Here is a 19905-nt window from a genome sequence, read left to right as displayed (position 1 = left end):
CACATTTACATCCGTTTGCGTGCAGCCCGCATGACGGCACTGCGAGCACGAGGGTTGGCATCTACCTCCTCATCGCTGGGCCGCACGCCTTTGCCCAGTGCTTCAAGCCGCCGATTCAGTTGATCGTCGCGAATAGGCACCCCACGCGGCAGATCAGTATCGCCGCGCACATGGTGACGAATAAAGCGTTTCACACGGCGATCTTCTAGCGAGTGAAAGCTGATAACCACTAAGTGTCCACCCGGCGCCAACGCCTCAAGCGCAGCCTCTAAAGCACTGTCTAACTGTTCCAACTCGCCGTTGACGAAAATACGCAGGCCCTGAAACGCCTTGGTCGCCGGGTGACGACCCTTCTCCCAAGCGGGGTGGGCAACTTTTAACACTTCAGCCAAATCCACCGTATGGGTAAACGGCTTCTCGACCCGACGCGTCACTACGGCACGGGCCAATCGCTTGGCGTAGCGCTCTTCGCCATAGGTTTTAAACACGTAGGCAATATCTGCTTCACTGGCACGGGCCAGAAAATCAGCCACGCTTTGCCCCTGGGTAGGATCCATACGCATATCCAACGGGCCATCGCGCATAAAGCTGAAACCGCGCTCGGGATCATCAAGCTGAGGAGAAGAAACGCCGACATCCAGCAGCACCCCAGAAAGCTTGCCGAACACGCCTTGTTCACGAGCAAACTCGGCTAGCTGGGCAAATTCGCGCTGGGTAATCAGGAAGCGTGGATCGGCTATTTCAGCGGCAGCGGCAATCGCCTGGGGGTCACGATCCATAGCCAATAGCTGACCCTGGGCGTTCAGACGATCAAGGATAACCCGTGAGTGCCCGCCTCTCCCAAACGTACCGTCTAAATAGACGCCCTGCGCATCATGAACCAGGGCATCGACAGCACCCTCCAGTAATACGCTGGTATGGCGAAAGCGGGAAGCAACCTGTTCAGCGTCAGGAGAAGGCATTTTTTTCTCACACAAGATGTTAGAAGCAACGTAATAAAGAGCGTGCGTGCACGCCCTAATGTGGAAATGGGGGGAGTCGGCCGATAAGCCGGGTTCTGTCGTGGACAGCCATTCCTCTAGGCGCTGCGTTACCACAGCGCTCAAGCAACCTACCCGGATCCAGCGCGGGCCACGCCATTGGATCCCTATTTGGTCTTGCTCCGAGTGGGGTTTACCATGCCACGCACTGTTACCAGGCGCGCGGTGCGCTCTTACCGCACCCTTTCACCCTTACCGGCCCCAGCGGTTTATTTCAGGGGCTTAGGCGGTCTACTCTCTGCTGCACTTTCCGTCGGCTCACGCCGCCCAGGCGTTACCTGGCACTCTGCCCTATGGAGCCCGGACTTTCCTCCCCCAACACCTTTTAAGGGGTATTAGCGGCGACTGTCTGGCCAACTCCGGCGGCAAGCATACCAGCGCCCTCGACTTGCCTCAATGCTCACCTTTAATTGCTTGCAAACGAGCGTACCAGACTTGCTTACGGCCACCGAGCATTCGCGCGGCAATCGCAGCGCCCTGCTTAACGCCAACCCCCTCGGCCAACAGTGTTTCTAACAGCGCTTCCGCCGATATAGCCTGATGCTCACCCTGCTCGACCGGCGGGGCACCAGCGACAATCACCACAAATTCGCCGCGGGCCTGATTGGGATCAGCCGTCAATTGCGCCAATAGCGACGCAGGCGTGCCGTGCAGAAACGTTTCGAAAGTTTTGGTCAGTTCACGCGCCAATACCACATCGCGATCCGCCATTTGCTCCTGAAGCGCCTCAAGGGTATGCACGATACGGTGAGGGGATTCATAAAATACCAACGTCTCTTCGCGGGTTTTCCAACCCTCTAACGCCTGGCGGCGCGCACCTGGCTTGGCGGGTAGAAAACCCGCAAACACAAAGCGGTCTGTCGGCAAACCCGCGCCTGAAAGCGCAGTAATCAGCGCACAAGGCCCCGGGATGGGCACGATATGGCGATTTCGCGCCCGTAACTCACGCACCAATACAAAGCCAGGATCACTAATTAGCGGTGTTCCGGCATCGCTGATCAGCGCAATATCTTCACCTGCAGCAAGATAACTATCCAAGGTATCCACTCGGCGCGCTTCGTTGTGCTCGTGCAAAGAGAGCATGGGTTTATTCAGCCCCAAGTGCGCCAACAGGCGCCCACTATGACGGGTATCTTCAGCTGCAATGCGCGAAACTTGTCCTAACACCCGAGCGGCACGCGCGGTTAAGTCATCCAAATTCCCAATTGGCGTAGCAACCACGTACAATGTGCCCGGATTATCGTCTGTCATTGTTGACTCTCAATTCGTTGATGGCTTGCCCTGCTGGTGCGCTATGCTTGTGCAGTGGCTTGGTCAATCGCTGACAAGCAGCGACAGCGCAAATGGAAACCTAAGGAAGGATACATGAAACAGTCATTACGTGGCTTACTCACCGCGGCCCTCATGGCATTTCTGGTTGCTGGCTGTGCGATGCAATCACCTAGCGTGGTAGATCGTGCGCCCGATGAAGACCCCGGCCAGCTACTCAGCCAAGCCGAACAGCAAGCGCCAGAACAAGCCGCCAAAACGCGCCTGGAAGCAGCTAATATTCTGGCCCGCCAAGGTGAGCGCGAGAGAGCCTTTGATACCGCCGACGGGATTGATGAAAGCCTGCTATCAGAGCCGGATCGGGTACGCTGGGCACTGCTGTTTTCCGAACTCGCCCGCGCCTTGAATGAGCCGCGCGCTGTGCTTCGTGCCACCCAAGTGCTTGACGACGAACTCCCGATGCAGTCCAGTCAGCAGGAGAGGCTTGAAGAGCGTCAGCGCTGGGCTCGCGAGGCGCTCGATCAACCCAGCGGTGCCGTTAGCGTTACCCTGCCTGAGCTTGAAGGACAGGCGATAAGCCGTATCGTCGTTGCCTTGCCGGAATCAGGCCCACTCAGCAGTGTCGCCAACACCATCGCCACTGCCATGCGTCAACACCATGACGTCAAAGGGGGCAACGTCGAGCTGAGCTTCCTGGACACCTCGCGCTACTCGATGGATGAGCTTTATGACCGCGCCCAGCAGATGAATGCACAGCTGATTATTGGCCCGCTAGATAAAGATCAAGTCACTCAGCTAGAGCAGCGCGACAGCGTGCCACTACCGACACTGGCACTCAACTATGGCAGCGGCGATAGCAACCAAGCCCAGCGCCTGTTCCAGTACGGCCTTTCAGCTGAAGACGAAGCGCGTCAGGTCGCTCGCCGCGCATGGCAGGATGGTCACCGCCAAGTGTCGATGATGGTACCGGATAATGGCTGGGGCCGCCGCGTAGGCGAAGCCTTCTGGAATGAGTGGCATAGCCAGGGTGGCGAAATCACTAATGCCGTACGCTATAACCCTGAGAGCTCAGTCTCCAACGCCGTGCAAACTGCTCTTAATGTCAGCGGTGATCGCGCTCGCCTCAGTAATATTGACGCGCTCTTTCTACTCGCCCTGCCTGAGTATGCACGCCAAGTGCCACCCACTATGGATTACTACTACGCCCCCAATCTGCCCATTTATGCCACTTCGCATTTGCACGAAGGGCGCCTACAGACACGCCTTGATCAAGACCTAAACGATGTCATGTTCGTGGATATTCCCTGGCAGATCCCTGATGCGGCCGTCGGTGGCGAAGAAGCGCTCCCCTTTGCATCGACCTATCGGAGCCTACGCGACGAGTCCGATGCCTCGATGTTCCGTCTAATGGCAATGGGCGTAGATGCTTACGAACTGGCCATACGATTTTCCAATCTGGGCGAGCTTAACGGCCTGAATGGCAGCACCGGCTCGCTTTACCTAAGTGACGATGGACGCATTTACCGCGAGCTGCCCTGGGCCAAATTCCAAAACGGCGTCCCTTCGCCCATTTTAATCCCAAACCTGGGCAACAATGACGACTAACGCCCGCACTGCTCGCGCCCGAGGCGCAGCCATTGAGCACATTGCCGCTCAATGGCTGGGCCAGCAGGGACTCGCCCTGGTCACGCAGAATCATTACGTGAAAGGGGGTGAGCTTGACTTGGTAATGCGAGATGGCGATATTCTTGTCTTTGTTGAGGTCAAACACCGTAAGACGACGCGCTACGGGCACCCACTGGAAACCGTCACTTATCAAAAACAGCAGCGCCTGGCACGGGCGGCAAGGCTTTATATCGCCCGCGGCGGGCTTTCATCACCTTGCCGTTTTGATATTCTGGCGATTACGGGCAAGCCACCCGACCTCGAATTTGACTGGGTAAAAGCCGCCTTCGATGCCTTTTAACTGTTTTTGAAGTTTTTTTAAAACGGTCTTAACACTCTAATTTAACCAGGAAGCCCTGATGGACTTTCAATCTCGGATACTCGGCCACTTCAACGCCAGCATCGACACCAAGACCTACGCTAGCGAAGTACTTCCGCCGTTTATTGAAGTGGCCAGCCAAATGATGGTGCAGTGCCTTGTTAGTGAAGGGAAAATTCTTAGCTGCGGTAATGGTGGCAGTGCCGGAGACAGCCAACATTTCTCCTCTGAACTGCTCAACCGCTTCGAGCGCGAACGCCCTAGCCTACCTGCTCTGGCACTCACTACTGACACCTCTACGCTTACCTCGATTGCTAACGACTATAGCTATAACGAGGTGTTCTCAAAGCAGATTCGCGCCCTAGGGCAGCCGGGGGATGTGTTACTGGCTATCTCCACCAGCGGTAATTCAGGCAATATTGTGCAAGCCATTCAAGCCGCACATGATCGTGATATGACCGTGGTCGCCCTCACCGGCCGCGACGGTGGCGATATGGCATCGCTTTTAGGCCAGGACGACTGCGAGATTCGCGTCCCGGCGACATCGACGGCGCGCATTCAGGAGGTTCACCTACTGGTGATTCACTGCCTATGCGATCTTATCGATGAACAGTTGTTTGGCAGCTCCTAATAACTTTATTAGCGCGTTACCGTGCAGGATGTTGTTTTAACTGATCGTTTTTAAAACCCACGCTTTAATTGCCAGCACTAAGGAGTCATACCGATGACCCAACGCCCCTCCCCCCGCGGCTTACTGGTCGCTGTGCTTTGCGCAACGCTGTTCATCACTGGCTGCGCCAATAACTCAGCCTCCAATCAGTCCAACTATGCCCAGCGTAGCGACGATGTTGAAGCCGTCGATACAACCATTGAGCGTGAAGTCGGCCGTGCCCTGGAACGCGCTGATGCACGGCTAGATGATGCCCGCATTCGAGCCCATAGCTATAACGGGGTTGTGCTACTGGTTGGTCAGGTGCCCAGCGAAGAGCTTCGCGATATGGCGGAAGACGTCACTAGCCAATTACGCGGGGTCAATCGAGTTCATAACGAGCTGACCGTCGCCGCCAACTTACCCGCCAGCCAGCGCTTGGCCGACACCTGGCTAACCACCAATGTCGTTAGCCATTTGGCCACCAATGACCGCATAGACTCTTCCAAAATAAAGGTTACCACTGAAAATGCCAGCGTTTATCTGATGGGCCGCGTTACCCGTGAAGAAGCTGACCGCATCGTCAACGCAGCCTCCTCCGTTGGCGGCGTTCAGCGGATCGTGAAGGTATTTGATTACCTCGACTAAACGTCTCAGCGCCTTCTAAAAGCCACAAAAAAGCCTCGCTTATTAAGCGAGGCTTTTTTGTGCGGCTCGGCTCTCCCTGGGTGTTATTTAACTACCCGCAAGGTGGGCTTTTTCTTCGCTTTGCTCTTTGCTTGAGACTCTTTATCAGCGTCCTCGCTTGAAGCACTAGAATCACTGCCAGGGCTTTCTGCAACAGGCTCAGTCACCGACAACTCAGGCTTGGTAGAGGGCTTCGCCTCATCCTCAATATCGCCAAAAGACTCGGTATCCTCACCCAGTTCAGGCTCATGACCAAAGACCATTCCTGCGCCATTTTCTCGGGCATAGATAGCGATTAAGGCCTCGGTCGGTATCATCACCTGCATAGGTTGTCCGCCAAAGCGAGCATTAAAGCCAATCGCCTGGTTCTCCATAAAGAGATCACGCACAGCAGTCGGCGCTACGTTCAAAACGATCTGTCCGTTCTGAACAAACTGGCGCGGCACCTCAACACCTGGCAAGGTAGCGTCAACGACTAGGTAAGGCGTCAACTCATTGTCCAACAACCACTCATAGAGTGCTCGGGCGAGATAGGGGCGACTCGATTTCATCTAGACTCCCTCCTCCTTACAAGAAAGGCTCCCTGCCCTCATCACGCACAAAGGAGCCGAATGAATTCAAGCGCGCATCTCTTTTTCACGCTCACTTAAAGATGCCTTAAACGCTTCACGCTCGAATACTCGCGACATGTAGGACAGCAGCGGCTTGACCTGTTTTTCAGGCAACTCGATGTTGAGTTCCGGCAAACGCCATAAGACAGGCGCCAAACAGCAATCCACCAGCGTAAACTCTTCGCTCATGAAGTAAGGCATATCCTCAAAAATCGGCGATATACCAATCAGGCTCTCACGTAGCTCTTTACGCGCCTTATCCGCCTCTTTCTTTCCACCGCTGCGGATTAAATCAACCATCGGGCACCACTCGCGCTCAATGCGGTGCATCCATAGGCGGCTTTGCGCGCGCGCTACTGGATAAACAGGCAACAGCGGAGGATGCGGGAACCGCTCATCCAAGTACTCCATCATAACCTTTGATTCATACAGCACTAGGTCACGATCTAACAGCGTCGGCACGCTGTTGTACGGGTTGAGGTCTGCCAGCTCTTCCGGTGGTTTTTCATCGAGCACGTCGACAATATCGACGGCAACCCCCTTCTCGGCCAACACAATGCGCACACGATGACTGAAATGATCATCACTACCTGAGTAAAAGATCATCGACGACCGCTTGGCCACAACACCCATGAAAGCATCCTCACATCAAAACAATCTTGGATAATAACACGCCAGCGCTACCTTAGGGGAAGCTAGCTTGCTTTGCTTTATTGCCACGCCGACAAGCAAAAGGCGCACGGCTTACGCCGTGCGCCCTACTGATCATCAGCTACCACTAATTAGTGGATGTCTCGCCAGTACTCACGCTTGAGCAGGTAAGCAATCACACCAAAAATAAAAATAAAGATCAGTACTTTAGGCGCCAGCGCCTGGGCCTGGAGCTTGGAGGGCTCGCCTACATAAGCCAGGAAGTTAGTAAGATCATACATCGCTTCCTCAAACTCAGCAGGTTCGAGCTCACCCGGCTCAGTCACTTGCAGCACATCACAAGACTGATACTTACCAGACAACGCATCCGGCTCTTGGCCCGCAACCGGATGGTCTGTTTCAGCACACACCAGCTCTTGCACGCCCTGCAGAGGCTCCAACACGTTTGGCATCGCTACCAAGTCAAACACTGTGTTGTTAACGCCTGTGGGACGGCTAGGATCCTTGTAGAAACCAAGCAGGTAAGAGTAGATCCAATCGGTTCCACGCACACGCGTTTTAAGCGACAGGTCGGGCGGTGGCGCACCGAACCAACTCTCAGCATCACCACTGTTCATGGCGTTATGCATCTGATCGTTATAAGCCAAATCAGGTGAGAAGATCAGATTCTCTTCAACCAGATCCTGAGGCATGCCCAAATCCTCAGCCGCACGGGCAAAGCGCTGGTACTTAAGCGAGTGGCAGCCCATGCAGTAGTTAACATAGAGCTTCATGCCATTTTGCAGCGAGGCTTGATCGTGCAGATCAGGATCCATCGAGTGAGGCACGCTTGCGCCTCCTGCAGCCATCGCGGTTACTGGCACTAAAGCGAAAAGGAGTCCAAATAGATACTTTTTCATTAGCCAGTCACCCTTTCCGGAACGGGTTTAGTCTTCTCCAGCTTGGTGTAGAACGGCATCAAGACAAAGAAGGCGAAATAAATCACGGTGCACGCCTGAGCTAGAAGCGTCCTACCCTCTGTCGATGGCAGCACACCCAACACACCCAGAATGACAAAGCTGATGGCAAACAGCAGCAGCATCACTTTCGACATCCAGCCTTTGTAACGCATAGAGCGCACCGGACTGCGATCCAACCAGGGCAGAACAAACAGTATGGCAATCGCCGCGCCCATAAAGATAACCCCCAGGAACTTAGCGTCTAAGCCAAACACCGAGAAGGTTATTGCGCGCAAGATGGCATAAAACGGCGTCATATACCAAACGGGCGCAATGTGGTCGGGCGTCTGCAGCGGGTTCGCCGGATCAAAGTTGGGCTTTTCAATAAAGTAGCCGCCGCCTTCTGGGAAGTAGAACACCACTACACAGAAAACAAACAGGAAGACTGCCACGCCTACAAGGTCTTTCACCGTGTAGTAGGGGTGGAAAGGGATTCCGTCCAACGGTATACCGGCTTCATCTTTCTTCTGCTTAATATCAATGCCGTCTGGGTTATTGGAACCCACCTCATGCAGGGCAATGATGTGCAGAACAACGAGCGCCAGAATAACGATCGGCAATGCGACCACATGTAGCGCAAAGAATCGGTTTAGGGTAATGCCTGAAATCAGGAAGTCACCACGCACCCACTGCGCCAGATCGGGGCCGATAGCGGGGATAGCCGAAAATAGCGAGATAATAACCTGCGCACCCCAGTAGGACATTTGCCCCCACGGCAGCAGGTAACCCATAAAGGCTTCCGCCATAAGCACCAGATAAATAGTCATACCAAAGACCCACACTAGCTCGCGGGGTGCTTTGTAAGAACCATATAAAAGGCCACGGAACATATGCAGATAGACGACAAGGAAGAAGGCAGAGGCACCGGTGGTGTGCATATAGCGGATGAGCCACCCCCACTCCACATCACGCATTATATATTCGACGGAATCGAACGCGCCTTCGGCAGAGGGGTTAAAGCTCATCGTCAACCACACCCCGGTCAGGATTTGGTTAACCAGCGCCAGTAGCGCTAACGAGCCAAAGAAGTACCAAAAGTTGAAGTTTTTCGGCGCGTAATATTTAGAGAGGTGCTCTTGCCACATCTGAGTAGCAGGGAAGCGGTCATCCACCCAACGCATGATGCCCTTTTCCGCCTTGGCTTTATTCGGATTACCCATTAGGCAGTCTCCTCATCTTCGCCGATGATAATGATGTCATCATTTTCAAAGCGGTAGGGTGGCACTTCAAGATTGGTAGGCGCGGGGACGTTGCTGAACACGCGACCAGCCAAGTCAAAGCGAGAACCATGGCAAGGACAGAAGAAACCACCCGGCCAGTTATCAACGCCAACACCCTCAGCGTCGGGCTCCGGACGAAAGAGCGGCGAACAGCCCAAATGCGTACAGATACCAATCAACACCCCAATCTCAGGCCTGATAGAACGCATGTGGCCTTCGATATAAGCAGGTTGCTGCGGCACTGTTGATTCTGGGTCAGCCAGCACTCCCTCACCGAGCGACTCAGTGCGCTCGATCATTTCAGGTGTGCGATTGATGATCCAAATCGGACGCCCCCGCCATTCGACGGTCATCCGCTCCCCAGGTTCAAGCTTAGATATATCTGCTTGAACGGGAGCACCCGCCGCTCTTGCCCTGGCACTAGGCTGCCAAGAAGCCACAAAGGGAACCGCAACCCCGACAGCACCTACCGCACCCACTACGGAGGTGGCGCCTACGAGGAAACGGCGTCGGCCTTTGTTTACGCCGTTATCTGCCATTTCAGGTTTCTCCCATCAGCTTACCCGTTCCGCCGCAAAGGTGTCTGCGACGACGAATATTAATTACGCTCTATGGTAAAAAAACAAAGCGCTGTGCACAAGAACAACCGCTCGTGACCATAGTGGTACAAGCAATATAATTTTTTGATATTCCAATAAAAAACGCCCAGGTCGATGACCTGGGCGTTTTGCCGCATAGCGTATAGTTTAACGCTTAGAGAACTGCGGACGACGACGTGCTTTGCGCAGGCCGACTTTCTTACGCTCAACTTGACGTGCATCACGCGTTACGTAACCAGCGGCACGTAGCGAAGGACGCAGATCTTCGTTGTAGTTCATCAGGGCACGGGTAATACCGTGACGAATAGCGCCTGCTTGAGAGGAACCACCACCGCCAGCGACAGTCACGAAGATGTCGAACTGGTTGAGGGTTTCAGTCAACTCAAGCGGCTGGCGAACAACCATACGACCAGTAACGCGACCAAAGTAGAGGTCTAGGTCTTGGTTATTGACCGTGATTTTGCCAGAGCCCGGCTTCATAAACACGCGAGCGGTGGAAGTCTTGCGGCGCCCGGTACCGTAATACTGCTGTGTCATGGCGAAGATTTCCTCAGAGGTTCAGTTCAAGCGGCTGTTGGGCAGCATGCGGATGCTCGGCGCCAGCGTACACTTTCAACTTAGTGTACATGGCACGGCCCAAAGGACCTTTCGGCAACATGCCTTTAACGGCAGACTCAATGATACGCTCGGGCGCATGATCAAGCATTTTGTCGAATGTCATAGAGCGCAGACCGCCCGGGTAACCAGTGTGGCGGTAGTAGGTTTTAGCCTTCGCCTTATTACCGGTTACATGGACTTTCTCTGCATTGATCACGACGATATAGTCGCCAGTATCAACGTGAGGCGTAAATTCGGGCTTATGCTTGCCACGTAGGCGGCGAGCAATCTCGGTTGCCAGACGACCGAGCGTTTTGTCCGTAGCGTCGACTACATACCAGTCGCGCTGGACGGACTGCGGCTTAGCACTGAACGTCTTCATGGATGAAATCACCAGATTAAATGTATTGGGTGACTTACGCCGGTACACGACGAAGCACCATCCCTATTCTTTTTGGTTGCTGGTTTACGCCAGCAACATGCAGCGAGACGGCATTCTACAGCAAAGCTACTGACAAGTTAAGCCGTTTCGTGACTTTTTCACTTGGCCGACGCGCGCTTGGCCCTAGGGTTTATGCGCCAGCGCCAAGTACTCCTTCGACTGCATCTCCTGCAGACGAGAAAGAGTACGCTGGAACTCGAACGTCAGCTTGCCATCGCTATAAAGCTCTTCAATGGGCGCTTCCGCAGACATTAGCAGCTTCACGCCGCGGTCATAAAACTCATCGACCATATTAATAAAACGCCGCGCTTGGTCATCCTGCTTGGCGTCCATACGCCTCACATTGGAAACCAAGACCGTATGGAACTCTCGAGCCAGCTCAATATAATCGTTTTGACTACGCGGCCCATCGCAGAGCTCAAGAAATTCAAACCAAGCGACGTCATCATGCAACCGACGAGTTCTCAGTACGCGGTGATTTACCTCTAACGATGCCTCTGACTCCCCTTCATGCCCGGCGATCTCCCGAAAACTGCGCGAAAGCTCACGCTCAGCGGCCGCATCCAGCGGTGAGTAAAAAATAGCGGCTCGCTCCAAGGCGCGCAGACGATAATCAACCCCAGAGTCGACATTAACCACTTCACAGTGACGGTTCACAAGCTCGATAGCCGGCAAAAAGCGCGCCCGCTGCAGACCATCTTTGTATAAATCATCAGGCACAATGTTTGAGGTTGCTACCAGCACCACCCCACGCTCGAACAGCGCTTCCAGCAAATTGGCGAGAATCATTGCATCAGTAATATCTTTGACAAAAAACTCATCAAAGCAAATAACCCGCGCCTCAGTGGCAAATTTACCGGCGATTAGCGTGAGTGGATTCTTTTCACCCTTATAGTGGGTTAGTTCGTTATGAACCCGCTGCATAAAGCGATGAAAATGGGTACGCATTTTGTCGGGAAAGGGCAAGGCTTCATAAAAGGTATCGACTAAGTAGGTCTTACCACGCCCTACCCCACCCCAAAAGTAGAGTCCCTTAACGTGAGGCAAGGCAGGCCCATCGGGCGATGAGGTTTTCTTGCCCATAAAGCCAGCCATCTTAGCTTTTAGGCCTTTATTGGCGACCAGAGCTTTCGGGACGGTTGTTGGCGCGGCGACGAGCTCATCGTAAAGCCGCTGAAGATGCTTTACCGCCAACTCCTGAGCGGCATCATATTGAAAATCATCGCGCTCTAAGTCCGCACGATAGCGCTCTATAGGCGATGCAGGGCGCGTTTTTATCGCTGCCCCACCCGCAGATGTTGATGACATGCACTCGCCTCCCACAGCATATAAGGCAGCAGCCAGCACAACCACTGGCAGCCTTAAGAAGGCTGTGATTATACCTGTAGAGGCATCCAAGCGCATGAGTGGATTGACCCAACCCGCTGACTGACGCCTATAATAGCAGCCTGTTCGATTCTTAAGCTGCTAGCTAATGCAGCCTAACTGTTATATTAAAGGCGCCAGGGAGAACACTGTGGACGCGAGCTCAACATTAACGTTTGCCATTATCGGGTTTATTGTCGGCCTGATCGTTGGAGCGGTCGCTTACCGGCTGTTAAGCAAAAGCCAGCGCGAAGCCTCTTCCATGCGCCAAAAGCTACTCGAACGCGAGCACCAGATTGCTGAGATGAAGAGCAGCGTGGGCAGCCATTTAACGGGCATTTATCAACGTCTAAGCAATATTCGTGATGAAGCCAATCAGCTTGAGCTTCAGCTCAAAGAGGACGCAGCGGAGTGGAATATTCGCGATGCGGCCATTCAACCCAGCCTCGATCTTTCGAACATCGATTCAGCCCAAGAGCAACCGACAACAGTGGACACCCCGCCACCTGCTACGCCCCGCGACTATGCGGATGGTAAGAGCGGGACGCTGTCTGAAGACTTTGGCTTGAAAGGCAATGAGGCAGCGACACCCCAGCCACCGCGCTACTAATAATGATTGATCAGCCCCGGCATCCGTTGTCAGCGGTTCGGGGCTACCCAAAATGCTAAGCCGGATTATCAATATCCACAAAGCGGTGTTCAACGTCGTATTCATCGCTTAACCACTCGCCCAGCGCCTGAACTCCATAACGCTCAGTGGCATGGTGCCCGGCAGCGATATAGTGGATGCCCAACTCCCTAGCCAGATGAGTGGTTCGCTCGGATATCTCTCCCGATACGAATACCTGCGCGCCAGCTTCAAAGGCGGCAGTTATCATGTCCTGTGCACCACCGGTGCACCAGGCGATGCGCTCGATATCACCCACATGAGGGGCTTCAATAACCAAAGGCTGACGCTGCAAGGTTTGTGCTATTTGCGCTGCCAGTCCGCTAATCGACTGTGCCTGTGGTAAACGCCCTGACCACAACAGCCCTTCCCCCAACTCGCCATCAATACACCCCTCTACTTTCCACCCAAGGCGTCGGCCCAGCTCCGCGTTATTGCCCATCTCCGCATGAGCATCCAAGGGCAGGTGATACGCAAGCAGGCTGATATCATGATCAAGCAGCGTTTTAATCCGCTTTTGCTTCATGCCGGTAATCGCCACGGGCTCGTTTTTCCAAAAGTAGCCATGATGCACCAGCACCATATCCGCCTGCCAAACGACCGCTTCATCCAATAGCGCCTGACAAGCCGTCACACCCGTCATAATGCGCTTAACCTGCTCGCTGCCGGCTACCTGCAAACCGTTAATGGTAAAATCTTTAAATTCTGCCGTACGTAACTGATGGTCACAGGCTGCCACTAATTGGTCACGAAGAATCATATTAAGTCCTTTATTGATTTAACTGCACCCGTGAGGTACTTGCTAAGAAAGTGTTACCATAAAACGATTGTAAAACTCGCTGCTTTTTATCGCGAACAGTGAGACTGACCCGTTAAGGAATTGATCGCATGCGACGCTACGTGCTGCCTTACCTATGGCCTGCTATTACTGGCGTGCTGCTCGCTGTAGTGATCCTATTTGCGCTCCCCGAGCAGTTGCCGAACCCGTTTCGTGACTCAACGCCACAAGCCCCTCAAGCCCCAGCCCCAGTCACATCTACACCCCCCGCAGTGGTGGAGCCCAGCCCCAACCGGCCTGCGCCGGAAATTCATCAGGCAGCGCCGCTATCTAGAAACGAGGGCCCCGTCAGTTATGCAAGAGCGGTGGAGCAAGCAGCCCCCGCGGTAGTTAACATTTACTCTTCGCGTATTGTGGAGCGCGATCAGCACCCGCTGATGTCCGATCCATTTTTTCAGCAATTTTTTGATAATCAGGGCGATGATGCGACTACCCACCAGCGCATGCTCTCTAGTCTAGGTTCTGGCGTCATCGTCAGCGAGGATGGCTACGTACTGACCAATCACCACGTCATCAATGGCGCCGATGAAATCCAGGTCGCCCTGCGTGACGGACGCGAAACCCTTGCGGAGGTGATAGGCACAGACCCTGAAAGCGATTTAGCCGTACTGAGAATCAACCTGGATGACTTGCCAGTTATTGAACTGACAGACTCAGCCGACGTAGCGGTAGGCGACGTAGCGCTCGCCATTGGCAACCCATTCGGGGTCGGCCAGACGGTCACCATGGGCATTATTAGCGCCACAGGGCGAAATCATTTAGGGCTAAACGCCTACGAAGACTTTATTCAAACAGATGCGGCTATCAATCCAGGCAATTCAGGCGGCGCGCTGGTTAACCCTGAAGGCGCCATGGTGGGGATCAACACGGCTATTTTCTCACGCTCCGGTGGCTCCCAAGGTATCGGCTTTGCCATTCCCGCCAACCTTGCTCACAGCATCCTGGATGAACTGGTCACTCAAGGACGAGTGATTCGTGGCTGGCTGGGCATTGAAGCGCAGGCGCTATCAAGGGAACTGGCTGCCTCCTTTGGACTGCAAACACCTCAAGGGGTGATTGTCGCTGGCGTCGTCAGCGGCGGGCCCGCCGCTAAAGCAGGATTGGAACCAGGCGATGTACTACTTGCCGTCGATGGTCAGCCTATTTTGGATGCTCGCTCCACGATGAGCGAAATTGCCTCTATTCCGCCCGGCACCTCATTACCGCTTACCATCGTACGCAGCGGAGAGCGTATGGAAATGACGCTGGAAGTGGGAGAGCGCCCGCTCCCCACCACCCCGATTAATGAAGAGACACCCGGCCAAAGCGACTCATAAAGACCTCACACATAGGGAGCATCCATAAGAGCGACTAGCAAACATGCTGCCTTAGGCGCTTTGCTAGACGCTTTAGTTATCAAACATTGAGCTCAAACAGTGAGCTATCAATCGCGAATTCGGTACTCCGCTGAGCGAGCGTGAGCGGTTAATGACTCTCCCCTCGCTAACACCGACGCTATTTTACCTAGCTCAGAGGCGCCCTCTGCCGAACAGTGAATAATCGAAGAGCGCTTTTGGAAATCGTAGACGCCCAACGGTGAAGAGAAGCGCGCGGTGCCCGAGGTTGGCAGCACATGATTTGGCCCAGCACAGTAGTCACCCAGTGCTTCGGCAGTGTAACGGCCCATAAAAATTGCGCCAGCATGACGAATATCGTCTAACCAAGCCTCGGGGGCAGCCACCGAAAGCTCCAGGTGCTCAGGGGCAATGCGGTTAATCAGCGTAATCGCTTCTTGGACATCCTGACAGAGCACCAACGCTCCACGCCGACGCAGCGACTCACGCACGATCTCTTCACGCTCTAAGGTCGGCAGCAGTCGCTCAATCGACGCTTCGATAGCATCCAGGTGTTCCGCATCCCAGCTAACCAGGATCGCCTGGGCATCTTCGTCGTGCTCGGCTTGAGAGAATAGATCCATCGCCAGCCAATCGGGGTCAGTCTGTCCGTCGGAAACCACCATAATTTCCGAGGGCCCGGCAATCATATCGATACCCACTTGGCCAAATACCGCACGCTTAGCCGTAGCCACATAAATGTTGCCAGGCCCAACTATTTTATCGACCCGAGGCACACTTTCAGTGCCGTAAGCAAGCGCTGCGACCGCCTGAGCACCGCCAATCGTAAACACATAGTCGACACCCGCCAGGTGTGCCGCAGCCAGCACCAGCTCATTTAGCACACCGTCCGGGGTAGGCACGACCATCACGATTTCGCGCACACCGGCCACATGGGCAGGAATCGCATTCATTAGCACCGAGGAAGGGTAAGCAGCCTTTCCACCCGGGACATAAATACCCGCCCGGTCAAGCGGGGTAACTTTTTGCCCCAACACCGTGCCGTCTGGCTCTTCATATTGCCAGGAATTGGGCTTTTGACGCTCGTGGTAGCGCTTAATCCGCTCGGCTGCACTGGACAACGCCTCTCGCTGTTCAGCGGGCAAATTGTCAAACGCCCTCTTCAACTGCTCTGGCGTCAACTGCAGTTCGTCCATTGAAGCAGCAGAAAGCCGGTCAAAGCGATTCGTGGCCTCAACTACCGCCGCATCGCCCCGCTGCTTTACGCTGGAAAGAATTTCTTCTACTCGCGTTTGCACCGCTTTGTCAGACACCCCTTCCCAATCTAACAATTCATCAAGCCGATGGTTAAAGGCAGCATCGCTTGTCGATAGGCGTGCAATCGTCGTAGTCGTCTGTTTGCTCATGGGGTCACTCATGGGAACACCTCAGATCATTCGGCAAGCTGGGTCTGACGCTTTTTAACCGCACTATCCAAACGGTCTAGTAACGGTTTGATACGCTCGTGCTTCATGGTCATGGCGGCTTTATTGACCACTAACCGGGTGCTGATATGAGCAATAAGCTCACGCGGCTCCATACCATTTGCCCGCAGGGTATTGCCAGTATCAACGATATCGACAATCTCATCAGCCAAATTCATTAACGGCGCAAGCTCCATCGCGCCGTAGAGCTTGATCACCTCGGCCTGGATACCCTGCTCGGCATAGTAGCGTCGCGCCACATTGACAAACTTTGTGGCCACCCGACGCCGGGCGCGGGCTGGCAACTGGCCGGTCACACCCGCGGTCATCAGTTTACAGCGGGCAATATCCAAGTCCAGCGGTTCATAAAGCCCTTCAGCTCCGTGCTCAAGCAGCACATCTTTGCCCGCGATACCAACATCGGCAGCCCCCAGTTGAACGTAGGTGGGCACGTCGGTGGCACGGATAATGACCAGCTTTACGTCGGGCAAGTTGGTATCAAACAGCAGCTTACGGCTTTTGCTTAAATCCTCTGCAGGCGTGATGCCCGCGTCGGCTAGCAGCGGTAGCGTCTCTTCCAGAATACGACCCTTCGAGAGGGCTAAAATCAGTTGCTTACTCATCGTGTCGGCCCGTCGTTATTCGCATGCAGGGATTACTAGGAGCCTGTCCGGCTTGGCCGATCGTCGCGAGAAGCACGGATTTTGAGACAAATTTATCGATCGATTGAGGCGAATAGCGCGCTATTTAACGAAATCGATCGAATAAAGTTGGCCAAAATATCGGGATTCGCATTAGATCAGTGTTAAGTCGGACAGGATCCTAGCATGGCTTAGCCAGGAATACGGCGAATACGCGCACCCAGCAGCTGCAATTTCTCTTCAATACATTCGTAGCCACGGTCAATGTGATAGATGCGATCTACCAAGGTTTCGCCCTCGGCCATCATTGCCGCAATCACCAGCGAAGCAGACGCACGCAGGTCGGTTGCCATTACCGGCGCGCCGGAAAGTTTCTCGACCCCCTCGATCAAGGCGGTGTTGCCTTCCAACACAATATTAGCGCCCATGCGGTTTAGCTCTTGAACGTGCATAAAGCGGTTCTCGAAAATGGTCTCGACCACCCGAGAATGCCCCACGGCTACTGCGTTCATGGCCACGAACTGCGCCTGCATATCGGTAGGGAAGGCGGGATACGGCGCGGTGCGAATGTTCACCGCTTTAGGGCGTTTACCGTGCATATCCAGGGCAATCCAGTCGTCGCCACTGGTTATTTCGGCTCCCGCTTCTTCCAGCTTGGCAATGACGGCATCCAGGATATCGGCCCGGGTGCGTTTAACCTTCACCCGCCCACCGGTCATGGCGGCGGCCACTAGAAAGGTGCCGGTCTCGATACGGTCAGGCATGACGTCGTGTTCGCAGCCGTGCAGCTTCTCGACACCTTCGATGATGATGGTGTCGGTTCCATGGCCGCTGATATTAGCGCCCATTTTGATCAAGCACTCGGCCAAGTCGACAATTTCAGGCTCGCGGGCAGCGTTTTCTAAAATGGTTTTGCCATCAGCCAAGGTCGCCGCCATCAGCAGGTTTTCGGTACCGGTCACTGTGACGGTATCAAAATAGATAGTCGCCCCTTTTAGCCGACCATCGACCCGCGCGCGGATATAGCCAGCCTCAACGCGAATCTCCGCCCCCATGGCTTCCAAACCACGAATGTGCAAGTCAACCGGGCGCGAACCAATGGCGCATCCGCCGGGTAGCGAAACGTCGGCTTTACCGAAGTGGGCAAGTAGAGGGCCCAGCACCAGGATGGAGGCACGCATTTTCTTAACCAACTCATATGGCGCGTGACACTGGGTCACCTGGGAGCCATCCAACTGAATGCTCAGCTTTTCGCCCATTACAGGCTCAACGCCCATGCGGCCAAGCAACTCAAGAGTGGTGGTAATATCCTGCAAGTGCGGCAAATTACCAATCACCACAGGACCATCGGCCAAAAGGCTGGCACAAAGAATAGGTAGCGCCGCATTTTTAGCACCGCTCACCCACACTTCACCGTCTACCGATCCATTGCCGGTAATAATTAATTTATCCATGGGACGACCGTTATTGAACGTTTTCCGGTGCAGTTTGCCACTGCCCCGGAGTAAACGTTTTGATGCTAATAGCGTGGAGCGCGCCCGAGGCGATCTCATCGCTCAGCGCAGCGTAAACGAGCTGCTGGCGTTTGACCGGAGAGAGACCTTCAAAGGCATCGCCAACCGCAATCACCTGAAAGTTACAGCCTTCACCCTGGATATGGAACTGACATCCGTCGATACGGGATTCAAGCAGTGCTTTTACCTCATTGGGTTGCATGGCGCAGAAAACTCCTTTGGGGTCATCGATATCAATGAACGTAATTGGATCGACATAATAAAGAAAAGCGGTGCGCTTGGCGATGCCGAGGTGTTAAACGGCCAGAGTCGTTGCTGGCTGCTCAATCAGAGCATCCAACTCAGCCAAAGAGGCAAGTCGGCGCAGCGCAGCTGAAAAATGAATGGCTTGAACCAGAATTCCGCGCTGCCGACAGATCCGTAGCCACTCAAACAACACGCTAATGGCAACGCTGCTGGCTTTTCCTACGCGGCTAAAATCAAAGCTGATTGATGTTAGCTCAGTATGCTTGAGCCATTTAACGCCACTGGCGGCCAAGTCGGCCGCCAACGTTACTTCCACATCACCCACCACAAGCAAGGTAGCGCCTTCTACGCTGACCGTGACGCTAGGGCGTGAATAAAGCGCTGTCACGCATCGCCTCCCTTTTCCAGCTCATCAACACCCACCTCGGGAGACCAACCGTTGATTACCGCATCGTAATCGCGGTTATTATCGCGCATGGCTTGATCAAACTGGTTGCGGAATGTCAGGCCCAAGTTAATGCCATTAACAATGACATTAACTACCCGCCACTCTCCATCAGAAAGCCTTAGGCTATAACTAACGGGGTAAACTTGGCCGTTATTGGCTATCACTTCCATGGCGACGCTAGCCTGATCGTCGTAGCGCTGAGCCTGTTGAGTATCCAGCACCCGCAGCTCATCATAATCAAACGTCACTAATCCGCGGGTATAGGTATCAATCAGCGTTTGACGAAACACGTCCACAAAACGACGGCGCTGTTCCGGGGAAGCGTTGCGGAAGTAGTTGCCCATCACGCTGGCACCGATATAGCGAAAATCCGCCACTTGATCAAGGTTGCTATCTACCAACGCTTCAAGCTCGCCAAGGTTGTTAGCGTAGTAATCTTTGCGGCCTTCAATATCCGCCATTAGCGATTCGACGTTATCGCGAATCATCGCCTCTGGCGTCTGAGACTGTGCATGCGACTGCAGCGGTACCAAGAACGCGGCCATCATCACTGCTACCCACAACCAACGACCCAACATCAAGTTCACTCCATTCATAACCGTTATCTCCCTACCCGTTATTACACTGGGCCATTATTAAACT

General features: G+C 54.2%; 23 protein-coding genes and 1 other RNA gene. 6 read left to right on the top strand and 18 right to left on the bottom strand.

The features are described from left to right. Positions 1-5 precede the first annotated feature (5 nt). From rsmH to rsmI, 3 genes are all read right to left on the bottom strand, one after another. Positions 6-962 (bottom strand): 16S rRNA (cytosine(1402)-N(4))-methyltransferase RsmH, encoded by a 957-nt coding sequence (gene rsmH / locus J7J49_RS14490; RefSeq protein WP_215093539.1) that lies wholly within the window; start codon positions 960-962, stop codon positions 6-8. Positions 963-1030: 68 nt separating this feature from the next. Further along, positions 1031-1401, bottom strand: an RNA gene (rnpB, locus tag J7J49_RS14485) — RNase P RNA component class A. A gap of 32 nt (positions 1402-1433) precedes the next feature. Then, a complete protein-coding gene (gene rsmI, locus J7J49_RS14480; RefSeq protein ID WP_215093537.1) occupies positions 1434-2291 on the bottom strand; it encodes a 16S rRNA (cytidine(1402)-2'-O)-methyltransferase in 858 nt (285 codons plus the stop codon). A gap of 114 nt (positions 2292-2405) precedes the next feature. Between rsmI and J7J49_RS14475 the strand changes: the two genes are divergently transcribed. The 4 genes from J7J49_RS14475 (at position 2406) to J7J49_RS14460 (ending at position 5590) form a co-directional block, all read left to right on the top strand. Continuing rightward, positions 2406-3914, top strand: a complete 1509-nt coding sequence (locus J7J49_RS14475; RefSeq protein WP_064236558.1) for a penicillin-binding protein activator — start codon at positions 2406-2408, stop codon at positions 3912-3914. Continuing rightward, positions 3904-4275 carry a YraN family protein gene (locus tag J7J49_RS14470; RefSeq protein WP_215093535.1) on the top strand — a complete coding sequence of 124 codons (372 nt, stop codon included), beginning with the start codon at positions 3904-3906 and terminating at the stop codon, positions 4273-4275. Before J7J49_RS14475 ends, J7J49_RS14470 begins: the two co-directional genes overlap by 11 nt. A gap of 58 nt (positions 4276-4333) precedes the next feature. Then, a complete protein-coding gene (locus J7J49_RS14465; RefSeq protein WP_215093533.1) occupies positions 4334-4924 on the top strand; it encodes a phosphoheptose isomerase in 591 nt (196 codons plus the stop codon). Positions 4925-5017: 93 nt separating this feature from the next. After that, the gene (locus tag J7J49_RS14460) at positions 5018-5590 is read left to right on the top strand and encodes a BON domain-containing protein (protein ID WP_215093531.1); all 573 of its coding nucleotides are present in this window, start codon (positions 5018-5020) and stop codon (positions 5588-5590) included. Between the two features lie 83 nt (positions 5591-5673). On the opposite strand, the gene J7J49_RS14455 is transcribed toward J7J49_RS14460, so the two are convergent. The 8 genes from J7J49_RS14455 to zapE form a co-directional block, all read right to left on the bottom strand. Continuing rightward, on the bottom strand, positions 5674-6180 hold the full coding sequence (locus J7J49_RS14455; protein ID WP_064236555.1) for a ClpXP protease specificity-enhancing factor: 507 nt from the start codon (positions 6178-6180) through the stop codon (positions 5674-5676). A gap of 66 nt (positions 6181-6246) precedes the next feature. Then, positions 6247-6873, bottom strand: a complete 627-nt coding sequence (gene sspA, locus J7J49_RS14450) for a stringent starvation protein SspA (RefSeq protein WP_007114711.1) — start codon at positions 6871-6873, stop codon at positions 6247-6249. Between the two features lie 149 nt (positions 6874-7022). Next, positions 7023-7790: a cytochrome c1 gene (locus J7J49_RS14445; protein ID WP_064236554.1), complete on the bottom strand. Its 768-nt coding sequence runs from the start codon at positions 7788-7790 to the stop codon at positions 7023-7025. Then, on the bottom strand, positions 7790-9049 hold the full coding sequence (locus J7J49_RS14440; protein WP_064236553.1) for a cytochrome b: 1260 nt from the start codon (positions 9047-9049) through the stop codon (positions 7790-7792). Before J7J49_RS14440 ends, J7J49_RS14445 begins: the two co-directional genes overlap by 1 nt. Continuing rightward, on the bottom strand, positions 9049-9648 hold the full coding sequence (gene petA, locus J7J49_RS14435) for a ubiquinol-cytochrome c reductase iron-sulfur subunit (protein WP_064236552.1): 600 nt from the start codon (positions 9646-9648) through the stop codon (positions 9049-9051). Before petA ends, J7J49_RS14440 begins: the two co-directional genes overlap by 1 nt. Before the next feature lie 207 nt (positions 9649-9855). Continuing rightward, positions 9856-10245 carry a 30S ribosomal protein S9 gene (gene rpsI, locus J7J49_RS14430; RefSeq protein ID WP_022523918.1) on the bottom strand — a complete coding sequence of 130 codons (390 nt, stop codon included), beginning with the start codon at positions 10243-10245 and terminating at the stop codon, positions 9856-9858. A 13-nt stretch (positions 10246-10258) separates the two neighbouring features. Then, positions 10259-10687: a 50S ribosomal protein L13 gene (gene rplM, locus J7J49_RS14425; protein WP_007114705.1), complete on the bottom strand. Its 429-nt coding sequence runs from the start codon at positions 10685-10687 to the stop codon at positions 10259-10261. A 183-nt stretch (positions 10688-10870) separates the two neighbouring features. Further along, complete coding sequence (gene zapE / locus J7J49_RS14420) at positions 10871-12055, bottom strand: cell division protein ZapE (protein ID WP_215093529.1); 1185 nt, start codon at positions 12053-12055, stop codon at positions 10871-10873. Positions 12056-12263: 208 nt separating this feature from the next. On the opposite strand from zapE, the gene J7J49_RS14415 reads away from it, so the two are divergent. After that, a complete protein-coding gene (locus J7J49_RS14415) occupies positions 12264-12722 on the top strand; it encodes a Z-ring associated ZapG family protein (RefSeq protein ID WP_215093527.1) in 459 nt (152 codons plus the stop codon). Between the two features lie 55 nt (positions 12723-12777). Here J7J49_RS14415 and J7J49_RS14410 read toward each other — a convergent pair whose 3' ends face one another. Further along, positions 12778-13539, bottom strand: a complete 762-nt coding sequence (locus J7J49_RS14410; RefSeq protein WP_215093525.1) for a Nif3-like dinuclear metal center hexameric protein — start codon at positions 13537-13539, stop codon at positions 12778-12780. A 128-nt stretch (positions 13540-13667) separates the two neighbouring features. Between J7J49_RS14410 and J7J49_RS14405 the strand changes: the two genes are divergently transcribed. Beyond that, positions 13668-14933 carry a Do family serine endopeptidase gene (locus tag J7J49_RS14405; RefSeq protein WP_064236548.1) on the top strand — a complete coding sequence of 422 codons (1266 nt, stop codon included), beginning with the start codon at positions 13668-13670 and terminating at the stop codon, positions 14931-14933. A 107-nt stretch (positions 14934-15040) separates the two neighbouring features. On the opposite strand, the gene hisD is transcribed toward J7J49_RS14405, so the two are convergent. The 6 genes from hisD to J7J49_RS14375 form a co-directional block, all read right to left on the bottom strand. Continuing rightward, positions 15041-16369 carry a histidinol dehydrogenase gene (gene hisD, locus J7J49_RS14400; protein WP_215093523.1) on the bottom strand — a complete coding sequence of 443 codons (1329 nt, stop codon included), beginning with the start codon at positions 16367-16369 and terminating at the stop codon, positions 15041-15043. 14 nt (positions 16370-16383) lie between these two features. Next, entirely contained in the window at positions 16384-17037 is a 654-nt protein-coding gene (gene hisG / locus J7J49_RS14395) for an ATP phosphoribosyltransferase (RefSeq protein WP_064236546.1), read from the bottom strand. A gap of 209 nt (positions 17038-17246) precedes the next feature. Then, the gene (murA, locus tag J7J49_RS14390) at positions 17247-18509 is read right to left on the bottom strand and encodes a UDP-N-acetylglucosamine 1-carboxyvinyltransferase (protein ID WP_064236545.1); all 1263 of its coding nucleotides are present in this window, start codon (positions 18507-18509) and stop codon (positions 17247-17249) included. 10 nt (positions 18510-18519) lie between these two features. Beyond that, positions 18520-18771, bottom strand: a complete 252-nt coding sequence (locus tag J7J49_RS14385) for a BolA family protein (protein ID WP_064236544.1) — start codon at positions 18769-18771, stop codon at positions 18520-18522. A 93-nt stretch (positions 18772-18864) separates the two neighbouring features. Further along, on the bottom strand, positions 18865-19203 hold the full coding sequence (locus J7J49_RS14380; RefSeq protein ID WP_064236543.1) for an STAS domain-containing protein: 339 nt from the start codon (positions 19201-19203) through the stop codon (positions 18865-18867). Continuing rightward, positions 19200-19841, bottom strand: a complete 642-nt coding sequence (locus tag J7J49_RS14375; protein WP_502793515.1) for an MlaC/ttg2D family ABC transporter substrate-binding protein — start codon at positions 19839-19841, stop codon at positions 19200-19202. The genes J7J49_RS14380 and J7J49_RS14375 overlap by 4 nt, the downstream gene beginning before the upstream one ends. Positions 19842-19905: the final 64 nt, after the last annotated feature.

This window comes from Halomonas sp. ISL-56 (assembly GCF_018612805.1).
Classification (GTDB): Bacteria; Pseudomonadota; Gammaproteobacteria; order Pseudomonadales; family Halomonadaceae; genus Vreelandella.
Note: the sequence above shows the minus strand (reverse complement) of the source record. Positions and strands in the feature narration are given on the sequence as shown.

Bases quoted from the DNA above. Each gene is read 5' to 3' on its own strand.
- rsmH (WP_215093539.1), bottom strand. From the start codon at position 962: ATGCCTTCTCCTGACGCTGAACAGGTTGCTTCCCGCTTTCGCCATACC.
- rsmI (WP_215093537.1), bottom strand. From the start codon at position 2,291: ATGACAGACGATAATCCGGGCACATTGTACGTGGTTGCTACGCCAATT.
- J7J49_RS14475 (WP_064236558.1), top strand. From the start codon at position 2,406: ATGAAACAGTCATTACGTGGCTTACTCACCGCGGCCCTCATGGCATTT.
- J7J49_RS14470 (WP_215093535.1), top strand. From the start codon at position 3,904: ATGACGACTAACGCCCGCACTGCTCGCGCCCGAGGCGCAGCCATTGAG.
- J7J49_RS14465 (WP_215093533.1), top strand. From the start codon at position 4,334: ATGGACTTTCAATCTCGGATACTCGGCCACTTCAACGCCAGCATCGAC.
- J7J49_RS14460 (WP_215093531.1), top strand. From the start codon at position 5,018: ATGACCCAACGCCCCTCCCCCCGCGGCTTACTGGTCGCTGTGCTTTGC.
- J7J49_RS14455 (WP_064236555.1), bottom strand. From the start codon at position 6,180: ATGAAATCGAGTCGCCCCTATCTCGCCCGAGCACTCTATGAGTGGTTG.
- sspA (WP_007114711.1), bottom strand. From the start codon at position 6,873: ATGGGTGTTGTGGCCAAGCGGTCGTCGATGATCTTTTACTCAGGTAGT.
- J7J49_RS14445 (WP_064236554.1), bottom strand. From the start codon at position 7,790: ATGAAAAAGTATCTATTTGGACTCCTTTTCGCTTTAGTGCCAGTAACC.
- J7J49_RS14440 (WP_064236553.1), bottom strand. From the start codon at position 9,049: ATGGGTAATCCGAATAAAGCCAAGGCGGAAAAGGGCATCATGCGTTGG.
- petA (WP_064236552.1), bottom strand. From the start codon at position 9,648: ATGGCAGATAACGGCGTAAACAAAGGCCGACGCCGTTTCCTCGTAGGC.
- rpsI (WP_022523918.1), bottom strand. From the start codon at position 10,245: ATGACACAGCAGTATTACGGTACCGGGCGCCGCAAGACTTCCACCGCT.
- rplM (WP_007114705.1), bottom strand. From the start codon at position 10,687: ATGAAGACGTTCAGTGCTAAGCCGCAGTCCGTCCAGCGCGACTGGTAT.
- zapE (WP_215093529.1), bottom strand. From the start codon at position 12,055: ATGTCATCAACATCTGCGGGTGGGGCAGCGATAAAAACGCGCCCTGCA.
- J7J49_RS14410 (WP_215093525.1), bottom strand. From the start codon at position 13,539: ATGATTCTTCGTGACCAATTAGTGGCAGCCTGTGACCATCAGTTACGT.
- J7J49_RS14405 (WP_064236548.1), top strand. From the start codon at position 13,668: ATGCGACGCTACGTGCTGCCTTACCTATGGCCTGCTATTACTGGCGTG.
- hisD (WP_215093523.1), bottom strand. From the start codon at position 16,369: ATGAGTGACCCCATGAGCAAACAGACGACTACGACGATTGCACGCCTA.
- hisG (WP_064236546.1), bottom strand. From the start codon at position 17,037: ATGAGTAAGCAACTGATTTTAGCCCTCTCGAAGGGTCGTATTCTGGAA.
- murA (WP_064236545.1), bottom strand. From the start codon at position 18,509: ATGGATAAATTAATTATTACCGGCAATGGATCGGTAGACGGTGAAGTG.
- J7J49_RS14385 (WP_064236544.1), bottom strand. From the start codon at position 18,771: ATGCAACCCAATGAGGTAAAAGCACTGCTTGAATCCCGTATCGACGGA.
- J7J49_RS14375 (WP_502793515.1), bottom strand. From the start codon at position 19,841: ATGTTGGGTCGTTGGTTGTGGGTAGCAGTGATGATGGCCGCGTTCTTG.